The sequence below is a fragment of the Halobacillus litoralis genome (assembly GCF_009856415.1).
In the GTDB taxonomy this organism is placed as follows: Bacteria; Bacillota; Bacilli; order Bacillales; family Halobacillaceae; genus Halobacillus; species Halobacillus litoralis_C.
In genome coordinates this window covers 77,619-89,684 of the sequence record NZ_WMEZ01000005.1, presented here as the reverse complement: position 1 = coordinate 89,684, position 12,066 = coordinate 77,619, and the positions used below count along the sequence as shown (strand labels likewise).

The following is a 12,066-nucleotide window of genomic DNA, read 5'->3' as shown; positions in this document are numbered from 1 at the left end:
CTTTCGTAGCATTAAAAAAGCCTACCCGACGCCCCTCAAAAAATGAGAGGAGTCGAACAGGCACACGTGTGTCCGGTCTGAGAAAGCTTCTTTACAGCTTAAGCTCCCCTCATAGTCCGGAAATTTACGGTTCCCAGGTAGAGACGTACGGGCCATATCCCCGTCATATATGAGGTCGTCTATGCAATTCTGCCTTCATCATATCAAGTTCTATTCCAACATGTCAACGCAAATATCGAACATTAATAAAAACGTTACATTTGATCGTTCGGTTTTATTCCTTCACTGCATGAAATACGATGGTTTTCCCTACAGGTTCCATCACTTTTTCCCCATTACGGGTTTCTTCACGGAAAACAGGCTCTTCCGCACGGCGGATCGGCGTGAATCCTTCTTTCTTCATGCGGTCAAGACATTGACCGATCGTTTCATTTTCACCGACTTCAAAGCGCTTCTTGCTGTTCTTGTTGTTCTTTTTGGGCATCACGAATCTTTCCTCTCTTCACGGATTTCGCCCAGAATCCACCATGAATCTGCTTCGGTTCATATGCCACGATAAAAGCTTTCGGATCGATATAACGGATCGTTTCATACAAAGCAAGTTCATACTTCCGAGGCGTCAGGATCTGCATCGCCAAGCGGTCGCCTTCCATGCCATACGCGTACCAGCTCGTGACACCATACCCTTTTTCACGGAGTCTGCGGGTGAATTCAATGTCTGGGTCTGAAGATATCACATTAACTGTAATATACCCGAGAGCGAGCTTCTCTTCAATCTTCATCCCGACGATGACACCGAGACCATAACCAACGGCATAAGCAATGACGTTTTCAATTTGATCCAGGCGGTCGAGGACGAGCCCCAGTCCAAAAATGTACGTCACGATTTCGAACATGCTGATGAACGCAGCAAAATACCGCTGCCCCTTCAGCGTAAAAATCATACGGAGGGTAAAAAACGACACATAGACAATGTTGACAGCTAAAATAATCCCAATGAGCAATAACGGATTTTCTAACATAGTTGAAAGCCTCCTACGCTAGGGTTGCACAAATCGTGACATTCACCTAGACGATGTTCTTTGCATACACTATAAACCATGAGAAGAGACGTGCACAATAGGTTTTTAACGCAATCTATGACATTTTTTGGAGGCTGATGACATGAATCAATTCAAAGACTGGAAAACCAACCTCGACCGCTTCTTCGGGCAGGATTTCTGGGGAGACTTCGACGGCATGATGAAGCCCGCCGTTCCAGCAATCAACATGTATCAATACGACAATGAACTGCTTTGCTTCGTCAACATCCCGGGCATGAATCACCCGAAAAATGTCGACGTCCTTGTCGACCATTCGACATTGACATTGAGCGGAAAGATCGAAATCAACAATCGTGGCGGACACCAGATCAAATCAGAGATTGCCGACGGCTCGTTTGAGCGAAGCATCGACCTTCCTTTCCCAGTACGGCACGACAAAGTAGAAGCGACGTATAAGCACGGACTGCTCGTCATCCAGCTTCACCGCTATATATCCGATTCCACAAAACAGCGACCGATTACGATCCGCCATTTAGAGGATGAATAAAACCGGCAGCCGTTCGAACGGCGCGCCGGTTTCTTTTTTTGACTGGATGAATCTAGCTGCTGCCAAGCTATATTAGCAGCTTTGCAGCTTTTATTAGCGGGTTTCGCAATTATATTGGCAGATTCACCTGATCAGTGATTCACCCGTACCTTTACGCCAGGAAGATAAAGTACAGCACAAAAATAACGAATAGGAAGTACATAATCGGATGAATCTCTTTTCCGCGCCCCTTCAGCAGCATCGTGATCGGATAGAAAATGAACCCGATGGCAATCCCTGTTGCAATGCTGTAGGTCATCGGCATTGCAGCAATCGTAAAGAAAGCAGGGACGGCGATTTCAAACTGATCCCAATCGATATTTTTTAGCGTAGAAGCCATGAGCACACCAACGATAATCAATGCTGGCGCCGTCACTTCCGCGGTAACCACAGATAATAGTGGTGAGAAGAAAAGCGCCAAAATGAAGAATCCAGCTGTGACTACAGATGTGAACCCTGTACGTCCACCTGCTCCGACACCAGCTGTAGACTCAATGTAAGATGTCGTAGTTGAAGTACCGACAGCAGCACCAACAACTGTTGCCGCTGAATCTGCAAATAACGCACGGTTGGCACGCGGCAATTTATTATCTTTCATAAAACCAGCCTGCGTCGCTACAGCTACAAGCGTTCCGGCTGTATCGAAAAAGTCGACGAATAAGAATGTTAAAATGACGACAAGCATCTCAATCGTAAAGATTTCACCAAAATGCGTGAAGGCCGCACCGAAAGTCGGCGCAACGCTAGGAGCTGTGCTCACAATATCTCCAAAACCAGCCGGCGGAACGATCAACCCTGTCACCATACCTGCAATCGATGTCAGGACCATTCCGTAAAAAATACCGCCTTTCAATCCCATCGCCATCAGCATGACACTGACGATGATCCCGAAGATAGAAAGCAACGTCGGCCCTGCCGTCAAGTCGCCAAGCTGTACTAGTGTTGCATCACTGTTCTGCACGATTCCGGAATTCTGGAAACCGATGAATGCGATGAACAAACCAATCCCCGCACCGACCGCGAGCTTCAAGTTCGCAGGAATCGCATCAATGATCATCGTCCGCAGGCCTGTTACCGTCAATACTATAAATATAAGTCCAGAAGCCAAAACGCCTGCGAGCGCTGTTTCCCACGGAATCCCGAAACCTAAAACGACCGTGTAGGCGAAGAATGCATTTAACCCCATGCCCGGAGCGAGGGCAATCGGGTATTTGGCGAACAATCCCATAATGAGCGTACCGACAGCGGCTGCGATTGCCGTCGCTGTAAATACAGCTCCTTTATCAATCCTTGTTACACCCTCAGGAAGCTGCTCAATTCCATCAAGTGCAAGTGTAGATGGGTTAACGAACAAAATGTATGCCATCGCGAGGAAGGTTGTTAAACCAGCCATAAACTCCCTGCGATATGTCGTCCCAAACTTTTCAAACTTAAAAAACTTACTCATAAACGTTTCCTCCCCTTTTCCCTCTATTCATCTCACGCCTTACTCGTGCACGGTACGCACCGGTTACTTCTGCATACCTGGCACTACGTTCACTCCAATCGGTACCGGGTACGCTTTCTCTTTTTTCGTACCTGGTACCGGCCGGAGCCTATCCGGTACCAGGTACACATGAAGCATGTGGGTGTACCTGGTACCAAAAAAAGACACTCTTGGAAGCTCCAAGAGTGTCTACATCTATACGAAGGAAACGGACGAAAGGTGAGACTATCATACAGGTCTCCCTCATCGTCTATTCACCAACGTAGTCAGACCGATTTACGGTAGTCTGGTAGAAACTCATGGGCCTTATCCCCAAAATTATACGACGGTGTTGCTTTATTCATTTGTCTCTATCTTACAAGGTTCGACATCATCCGTCAACCTTAAATCCGAACATTAAATATAAAATTAAAACTAATGTTCGATTATTCCCACTCGATCGTTGCAGGTGGCTTACTCGTTACATCATACACGACACGGTTGATGTGATCGACTTCGTTGACGATTCGAGTAGAGATCTTCTCAAGAACGTCCCATGGAATACGTGCCCAATCCGATGTCATGCCATCAATGGATGTCACAGCACGGATACCGATCGTGTAATCATACGTACGCTCATCGCCCATGACTCCTACGGAACGGATATCCGGAAGTACTGTGAAGTATTGCCAGATGTCACGGTCAAGACCTGCTTTTTTGATTTCATCACGAAGGACAAAATCTGATTCGCGAACGATTTCAAGCTTTTCTTCTGTCACTTCACCAAGTACACGGATTGCAAGTCCCGGCCCTGGGAACGGCTGGCGCCAGACGATATGTTCAGGCACACCAAGCTCTGTTCCTAGCGCACGCACTTCATCTTTGAACAACGTGTTCAGCGGCTCGATCAATTCGAACTGCATGTCCTCAGGCAGGCCACCGACATTGTGGTGGGACTTGATCGTCTGCGCGGTCTCTGTACCACTTTCAATAATATCCGTGTAAAGCGTTCCTTGTGCAAGGAAGTCGATTTCCTTGAGCTTCTCTGCTTCATCATCAAAAACATAAATGAATTCATTGCCGATGATTTTCCGCTTCTTCTCAGGGTCGGATACACCCTCAAGCTTGCTCATAAAGCGGTCTTTAGCATCAATCTTGATGATGTTCATGTTGAAGCCGTCTCCAAGGGTACGCATAACATCATCGGCTTCATTTTTACGAAGCAGGCCGTGATCGACAAAAATACAAGTGAGCTGATCACCAATGGCACGGTGAATCAAAGCAGCGACGACAGAGGAATCCACGCCACCACTCAAGGCGCACAATACTTTACGGTCGCCGACTTGTTCACGGATCTTGTCAACTTCCATCTCGACGACATGTTCCATCGTCCAATCATCGGTCGCTTCACATACGTCAAAGACGAAACTGCGGAGAATATCATTTCCGTATTCGGAATGACGGACTTCCGGGTGGAACTGGACACCGTACATGCGTGCTTCATCGTTGCTGATGGCGGCAACTGGACAGGACGGGCTAGTCGCATCCACTTGGAAACCTTCAGGAGCTTCGATGACTTTATCACTGTGGCTCATCCAAACCGTTTGTTCTCTCGGTGTTTTAGCAAAGATCACTGGCTCTTTCGCCACGTTGATGTCTGCTTTACCATATTCACGCTCTTTAGCCCGTTCGACTTTCCCACCGAAATGATGGGTCATCAATTGCATACCGTAGCAGATGCCAAGGACTGGAATGCCGAGTTCAAAAATCTGCTCATCACAACGGAAGCTTTCCTCCCCGTAGACGCTGTTCGGTCCACCGGATAGAATAATCCCACTTGGGTTCATCGATTTAATCTCTTCGATGCTCATTTTGTGAGAATGAAGTTCACTATACACACCGAATTCACGGATTCTTCGTGTAATCAATTGGTTATACTGGCTCCCGAAGTCCAGCACGAGAATCATGCCTTGTACTTGTTCCATCTGTTCCACTCCTTGATCTATAGACTTTTATTTTCATAAAAAAATGGATGGATTCCCTGCCTCCAATCAACGACGACGAAGGCAGAAATCCATCCATGTACATACATGTCACGTGATTCCTACCTTCATAGTCAGGGCGTTTACGGTGCCCCGGTAGAGACTCTCGGGCCATATTCCCGAGGATATACGAAGGAAGAATGCATCTGATAATTTTCATTCATTCTATCAACCGCATGAAAAGGAATCAAGACAATGTCTTTTTGATTAAATTTTCCCATAATTCAGTGACTTTCGGCCACTGCGTACTTTGAGCCTCATTCCGGTAGATGACACGCTCATAATGGTTAGTCAAACGGCGCATGTCATTTGACTGGTAATGCTGATCGACCGATAGCGCGAAATCACGCAAGGTCTGTTCCGGCTTCCGCTTGAACCCTTTATGGTCAAGCACTTTCAAAAGGTAATGGTACGCTTTTTCGTATGTCTCTTCATCTTTGTTCTTCCGGTACTTACGGATGAGAAGCGCCGTCATCCAACGATACCTTGTGAAGTAAAGTATGATCGCTGCTACAAGGATTGCACTTAGGAGCACCCATAACCATGTGTAACTTTGATCCGATGAACCTGCGGCGCCTGCAGCATCAGAACTTTCTTCTTCTTCCATTTGCTGCGGGTTCCCCATTTGATCTTCTGGTGTCTCACTATCCGGGGCCGCTGCTGGATCTTCCCCTTCTTCTGTTTCTACATCGGTATAGAAATCTGTGTTGTTCGTAAACCCTTTGGTCGGCTCAAAAGGTACCCAGCCGATCTCAGGGAAATAAACCTCTACCCAGGAGTGGGCATTTCCGCTTGTGACTTGATAGACATTTTGCAGATCATCACTAAGTTCGGTTTCAAGCGTGTCTATGCGCTCTCCTCCGGTAAATCCTTTCACCCAGCGGGCTGGAATTCCTTCAGATCGAAGCATGACGACCATCGATGTAGAAAAGTTATCACAATAACCGAGCTGGGACTCGAATAAGAACTGATCGACATAGTCCTCATTTTCGTCTGGCACAGGTACATCCGTCGTGGAGTATTCAAAGCCATTAGAAGAAAAGTAAGACTCGATCGCTTTAGCACGATCATATCGATTGTCTTCGGCTTCGACAATTTGACCTGCCAAGTTCCTCACACGGTTCGGCAAACCTTCAGGAAGCTGAAGGTACTGATCACGAATTTCTTGAGGATCGTCATCTCCCGCTTCACGCAGTTGATTGTATTCAAAGGATGGATACTCATAATTGGCGATGAACTCATTCACCTTCGCAGGAGAATCACCTTTCACGGTATCCATTTCCCCCGTGTTCTCATGGACACGAAGTTCATAGTCATTCGGGAACCTGACGAGAGAAGATAAGCCATAGGGATAGACCAGCTTTTGGAAAGAAGCCTGTCGTGACATTTCAATCATGACCGTCTGCTCTTCCACTTCCACATTGTCCGTAAACAATTCGTAGCTGATGTTTTGCGGGTCCATGTTCGTCACTGGCTCTTCCAGCGTGTCTTCCCACCCTTTTCCTGTGTACGTATCCTTCGACTCAATCCTCCAGTAACGTTGACCATCCGCTGTCGCACGGAACATTGGGGTATCATCTTGAATAAACGAACCACCAAGCCGGCTGTCGTCTTCTCCATATCCAACTTTTTGGACAGTGCCACTGCCACTTCCACCTGGTCCAGCCCCGCCTGCCGCACTTTCAATATAAGGGACAGGATCCGGCCATTGCGGATCAAGCTTCGGTGAGGCGTAAGCAGCCGCAGAGGAAAACAGAATGATAGCAAGGAGTGGAAGCGCCCACACCTGCGCTTTTTGCAATCCTTTAAAGGAAATCGATTCTTGATCCATCACTCTGGCGAAACTCGATAAGCCAAGCGCAACCATGCCCAGGATGAACGTTCTTACAATCGCCCATTTGCCATCAAAGATCGTAAACGTATCGACGACTGTGACGTATATAAGTGTCAATATGACGAAAAAGAACATGCGACGGGCAACGACGAACCAATAATAAAGCAAATAGCTCATCAGCCATAGAAGAATCAAAAACAATAAACTGCGGAAAAGTGGCGTCATCTGCCACCATTCCTGCGACTGGATCATTTGGATGTTGAATAACACCTGTTCATATAAAACAGAAAACCAGTCACGTGAAAAGATGCGTTCCGCGATATAAAGTCCATCAAGGATGAACGCAAGACCCAATCCTTTTAAGGGAATGGATAGATACCACGGCACCTGCAAAAACGATATAAAAAAGCAGAACGTCGCGTAGATGAAGAAAACGCGGACATCATCCGTATCGGAGATCTGCTCCATCGGCCGCATCCATTCGCAGAACAATAGAAAACCAGTAATATAGAGAATCAGTTTATAGATGAACGATTGCCGCTCTTCCATCATGTGTTCACCTCAAATTGTTGTTGCGTCAGCTGTTCCTCATTCAATACGTTGACTACGACGCCTTGACTTTTCATCTGCTTCACCGCTTGATGGTCCTGGAACGACATTTGCCCATGAGGACGCACATAGAAAAAGACGACACGCTTGCTTCTCTTTGCGAGTTTACTAATCGCAACCTGGATATCCTTATCCAAATGATGACTGACGATCATAAGCATCACACCACTCGGGATCAAAGACTTTTCGCGTTCAATCTGTTGCGCAAAAGGAATGCGCCCGACAGGACGAATTTTCGCTAAATGGCCTTGCATCTGCTGTTGGTGAGCGTGGTCCTGATGAAAAGGAAAGTATTTACGTCTGTCACCCAAGGACATGAAAGACAGAGGGGAAGATTTTTTATGGAACTCCCTCATTAAAGAAGCCGTGAATTCCACCGCTCCTTCAAAACTCAATTCACTCATGTTGGGATGATAGACGCCATTCAGGATCAACATCATGTCGACACTTTTTTCCTGCTCGAACTCCTTCGTCATCATCTCATTCTTCTTCGCCGTCGTTTTCCAGTCCACCCAGGCAAAACGGTCGCCAGGCATGTATTCACGCACACCTGTTACCATGTTCGTGTTCTTTTCATTCAGCTTGAAAGAAGGGCTCGCCCCCTGTTCAAAGCTGTACACCCGGTCTTTCATTTTCACAGGGCGGATATAAGGAAAAACAAGCAATTTGCTTTCTTGATGGTAGACGTGCTCCTTTTTTACAAAACCGAAAAAATCACCGGTTTTGATTCTAAGTGCCTTCAACTTATGGTCTCCACGAGGGACTTTGTCCAGTTGGTACCGGTAAGTGATTGTTTTACTGAACCAAGGAAAAACAACCTTTTTCACTTTACGAGGTTCATAATACTGATCCGCTTTATCCATATTCTTGTATTTATCCAGGTGCTCATCCACTTTTTTCAGAGATTCCGGTAAGTGTTCTTCGATAATACAATAATAGATTGGAAAAGGAACTTTCCTTTTTAACTTCACTTCGACATCAATGGTTTCACTTCCCATTGCCATCCGTTTTGATAGATTCCGTTCGATTTTCCAATTATGAACCGGATAAATGAGGACGGCCGCCATATAAAGGAGAAACGGCAGAAAGGCATAAAAGAGGAACCAGCTGACAAAACCACCCTGGAACATGGCATAGGAAAACAGGATGACGAAAAGGATCGCTACGACAAGGCTTCTAGCGATAATTCCAAGTCTCCGTCTCATTCACTAATGTTCCTCTTCACTGGAATGGACGTAGAGGATAGCAGACTGTCAATGATCGACTCAGCTGTCTGTCCTTCAAACCTTGCTTCCGATGTAAGAATCATGCGGTGGGAAAGGACGTAAGGAGCCATGAATTGAACGTCATCCGGTACGACATAATCGCGGTCATGAATGAAGGCATATGCCTTAGCTGCTTTCATCAATGCGATCGATCCACGTGGACTGACCCCAAGGTAAACGCCGTCATGCGTCCGTGTCCCTGTCACAAGGTCGATGATATAGCGGTTCACCGTACGATCGACATAGACATCCAACACTTCTTTTTGCAACCCCACGAGTTCTTCCCTTGTCAGTACAGCGGAAATGTCTTCAATCGGGTGTCCGTTCGATGTCCTAGAGAGCATCTCCATTTCCTGCTTCGCTGAAGGATATCCCATCTTCATTTTAATAAGGAAACGGTCGAGCTGGGCTTCTGGCAATGGATAAGTCCCTTCATACTCAATCGGGTTTTGCGTTGCCATGACGAAAAACGGATCACTGAGCGGAACCGTATTCCCATCCACCGTAATACTCGTCTCTTCCATTCCTTCCAAAAGAGCGGACTGGGTCTTTGGTGATGTCCGGTTGATCTCATCAGCTAAAACGATATTACCAAGGATCGGACCAGGTCTGAATTCGAATTCCATACTTTTCGGATTATATATCGATACACCCGTCACATCAGAAGGAAGCAAATCTGGCGTGAATTGGATGCGCTTAAAGTCACAATCCAGAGATTTAGCTAACGTTTTCACAAGCATCGTCTTTCCGACACCCGGAACATCCTCTAAAAGGACGTGCCCTTTCGCAAGTAACGCGACAAGGCTCAACATTGCTGCTTCTTCCTTCCCGATCATGACCTTCCTCATATTTTTAAGTACTTCCGATATTTTCGGTTGATACAAAAATGTCTGCTGAGTCATTTGGTGTACCCCTTTCTCCCTAAAATACTATTTTTTCTGAAAAATCAAGCTCATTTTAACTATACTATAACGCACGGGCATGAACAAAGGTTGTGAACCATTGGATATTAAAGGAAATCGCGCCGTTACAGTTCTCATCCTCCATAAAAAAATTTGTCGATAGGAGAAGAATAAGATTCTGCCTTGCCCTACTGTTTTATTGAAAAAAATGGTTAACTTCCATGACTTTTTATGGTATCTTGAATTTGAGCCATCTTAATTAAAGATATATAAAGATTAAAAGAGACGAAAGTTTGTATAGGTATAGGTGGCGGGGCCTCAGCGTTGAGCTGGGGCTTTATATATGTGTTGGTTTGTGAATGTATGATCATAAAGTCTGACACCGTGTAAACCGATTGCGGTGCCTGGCACCGTCGATACCGGTTGTGGTGCCTGGCACTACTTTGTCAGACATGGTGCCAGGCACCGTTTTTTCACTTTCAGTGCCTGGCACCAGAAAGATCAGAAACCGTAAACACTCCACTTCGCTAAAAAACCCTCCTCCGCCCAACAAAAAAAGCGCAAACCTTTCGTCTACGCTCTCATCGGTAATGTTATAGAAAAGCAGTGCTTCCGGCCGTCGGTTTCCAATTGTATCTGTCCCCCATGACGTTCCACAATCTGTTTACTGATTGAAAGCCCAAGCCCGGACCGGCCATCTGAACGGGAAGGATCCACGCGATAAAAGCGATCAAAAACCCGATCCTTTTCATTTAAAGGAATCGCCCTTCCTTCTCCTTTCAGCTGGATCACGTATTCTTCGCCTTTCGGTAACCCTATGATCTCCACCCGGTCTTTGCCCTCATAGTAGTCCAGAGCATTCCTCAGTAGATTCGTCAGTACCTGCTGGATGCCTTGTCTATTGACTGGCACTTCCGCATTTTCAACCTCACTCTTCAAGCTGATGCCCTTTTTCTCAAATTCCAAAGTAAACATTTGACTTACCTGAGCGATGACTTGGGTCATCTCCTCGTAACGCACCTCCATTGGTTTGGAGGAAGTCTGAGTTGTCCAGGATTCCATGTCATCCAGCCGGGAGAGCAGTTGAGAGACTCGATCAGTTTCTTCTGCAAGAGAACGGTAAATCGCCTGATCACCTGAAATCACTCCTTTTTCAAGGGCTTCCAAATACCCTTGCAAATTGGATAACGGAGTACGTAATTCATGAGACAGATCACGAAGCATTTGGTGACGTGAACGCTCCTGTTGCTGAAGACGACGATTCATCCGATTGAAGTGATCGACAAGTTCCCCTATTTCATCGTTGGTGTGGACGTTTAAATTTCCTGGGTAAGTCCCTGATTTCATCATTTCCATGGCTGAGGACAATTTTTTGACAGGGACAAGCACTTTCCTTGTCACCGTTGAATATAAAAAAGCCCCCATCACGATGACGGCTCCTCCGATCACCCATGCATAAATGAGCAAGGAGTTGTTGAACGTCAACTGAGCTTCACGCTCGACACCTGTAATGTCAGCAGCGAGAAAGCAGGCCGTCTGGTAGAGTGTCATTCCTGTAACGATGACGACTCCAATAAGAAGCGCAATGTTTACAATGGTCATCTTCACCCAAAGTTTTGGCGGAAGGAGCCGTTCAATGAGACGCATATTTATACCCCATCCCTCTTACCGTTACAATCCTCTTTGGTTCAGAAACATCCGTTTCTATTTTACGGCGCAGCTTTTTGATGTGCGCATCAATGGTACGGGCCATAATGTCCACTTCGCCGTGCGGATGGATTTGTTCAAGCAGCTGCTCTCTCGAAAATACTTGGTCTTTGTGTTCCATCATAAAATAAAGCAGGTTAAACTCGTAGTGGGTCAACTCCAGCCGTTCGCCGTCCAACCATACTTCCCCTTTCCGCGGCTTCACTTCAAGCCCTTCATGGGAGAGCTTTTGACACACATGTCCAGTCCTCCGTAAGACAGCTTCCACGTGCGCCATCAATTCTTCCGGGCTGAACGGTTTGGTCATGTAATCATCCGCACCAAGGCGCAGTCCTGAAATGCGGTCTTCCGTCGTACCCTTCGCAGACAACATAATGACGCCAGGAGAATCTTTGCTTTCTTCCTTCACAAAGCGGCATAATTCTTCTCCACTCCACTTTGGGAGCATCAAATCAAGGATCAGCAAACAGGGGCGGTGCAAAAGGTAGAGCTCTTTGCCCTCTTCTCCGTCATAGGCCTGTTTGACGCTGTAGCCTTCATTCGTTAAGTAAATGCTTATGAGATTTGAAATCTTCCGGTCATCTTCAACGATCAGTACTTCTGGTTTCATGTG

Annotated in this window: 11 protein-coding genes and 3 riboswitches; of the genes, 1 reads left to right on the top strand and 10 read right to left on the bottom strand. The window is 46.4% G+C overall.

The window, feature by feature from the left end:
* Nucleotides 1–92 precede the first annotated feature (92 nt).
* Nucleotides 93–193: riboswitch (purine riboswitch) on the bottom strand.
* A gap of 81 nt (nucleotides 194–274) precedes the next feature.
* On the bottom strand, nucleotides 275–484 hold the full coding sequence (locus GLV98_RS13455) for an NETI motif-containing protein (protein ID WP_160916056.1): 210 nt from the start codon (nucleotides 482–484) through the stop codon (nucleotides 275–277).
* Entirely contained in the window at nucleotides 444–1,022 is a 579-nt protein-coding gene (locus GLV98_RS13450) for a DUF2179 domain-containing protein (RefSeq protein WP_160916054.1), read from the bottom strand. Before GLV98_RS13450 ends, GLV98_RS13455 begins: the two co-directional genes overlap by 41 nt.
* Before the next feature lie 142 nt (nucleotides 1,023–1,164).
* Here GLV98_RS13450 and GLV98_RS13445 point away from each other — a divergent pair, with 142 nt between their 5' ends.
* Complete coding sequence (locus GLV98_RS13445) at nucleotides 1,165–1,590, top strand: Hsp20/alpha crystallin family protein (RefSeq protein WP_160916052.1); 426 nt, start codon at nucleotides 1,165–1,167, stop codon at nucleotides 1,588–1,590.
* Between the two features lie 151 nt (nucleotides 1,591–1,741).
* Here the strand turns inward: GLV98_RS13445 and GLV98_RS13440 are convergent, their stop codons facing one another.
* The 8 genes from GLV98_RS13440 to GLV98_RS13405 all read right to left on the bottom strand — a co-directional run bounded on the left by GLV98_RS13440 (nucleotide 1,742) and on the right by GLV98_RS13405 (nucleotide 12,063).
* Nucleotides 1,742–3,076: an NCS2 family permease gene (locus tag GLV98_RS13440; protein WP_160916050.1), complete on the bottom strand. Its 1,335-nt coding sequence runs from the start codon at nucleotides 3,074–3,076 to the stop codon at nucleotides 1,742–1,744.
* A gap of 63 nt (nucleotides 3,077–3,139) precedes the next feature.
* Nucleotides 3,140–3,283 (bottom strand): hypothetical protein, encoded by a 144-nt coding sequence (locus GLV98_RS13435; RefSeq protein WP_160916048.1) that lies wholly within the window; start codon nucleotides 3,281–3,283, stop codon nucleotides 3,140–3,142.
* A 75-nt stretch (nucleotides 3,284–3,358) separates the two neighbouring features.
* Nucleotides 3,359–3,461, bottom strand: a riboswitch (purine riboswitch).
* Nucleotides 3,462–3,540: 79 nt separating this feature from the next.
* Nucleotides 3,541–5,079 (bottom strand): glutamine-hydrolyzing GMP synthase, encoded by a 1,539-nt coding sequence (guaA, locus tag GLV98_RS13430; protein ID WP_160916046.1) that lies wholly within the window; start codon nucleotides 5,077–5,079, stop codon nucleotides 3,541–3,543.
* 108 nt (nucleotides 5,080–5,187) lie between these two features.
* A riboswitch (purine riboswitch) is annotated at nucleotides 5,188–5,289 on the bottom strand.
* A 34-nt stretch (nucleotides 5,290–5,323) separates the two neighbouring features.
* Nucleotides 5,324–7,519 carry a transglutaminase TgpA family protein gene (locus tag GLV98_RS13425; protein ID WP_160916044.1) on the bottom strand — a complete coding sequence of 732 codons (2,196 nt, stop codon included), beginning with the start codon at nucleotides 7,517–7,519 and terminating at the stop codon, nucleotides 5,324–5,326.
* On the bottom strand, nucleotides 7,519–8,784 hold the full coding sequence (locus GLV98_RS13420) for a DUF58 domain-containing protein (protein WP_160916042.1): 1,266 nt from the start codon (nucleotides 8,782–8,784) through the stop codon (nucleotides 7,519–7,521). The genes GLV98_RS13425 and GLV98_RS13420 overlap by 1 nt, the downstream gene beginning before the upstream one ends.
* Complete coding sequence (locus GLV98_RS13415; RefSeq protein ID WP_160916040.1) at nucleotides 8,781–9,746, bottom strand: AAA family ATPase; 966 nt, start codon at nucleotides 9,744–9,746, stop codon at nucleotides 8,781–8,783. The genes GLV98_RS13420 and GLV98_RS13415 overlap by 4 nt, the downstream gene beginning before the upstream one ends.
* Before the next feature lie 573 nt (nucleotides 9,747–10,319).
* Entirely contained in the window at nucleotides 10,320–11,393 is a 1,074-nt protein-coding gene (locus GLV98_RS13410) for a HAMP domain-containing sensor histidine kinase (protein ID WP_160916037.1), read from the bottom strand.
* Nucleotides 11,380–12,063 (bottom strand): response regulator transcription factor, encoded by a 684-nt coding sequence (locus tag GLV98_RS13405; protein WP_160916035.1) that lies wholly within the window; start codon nucleotides 12,061–12,063, stop codon nucleotides 11,380–11,382. Before GLV98_RS13405 ends, GLV98_RS13410 begins: the two co-directional genes overlap by 14 nt.
* Between the last annotated feature and the right edge of the window lie 3 nt (nucleotides 12,064–12,066).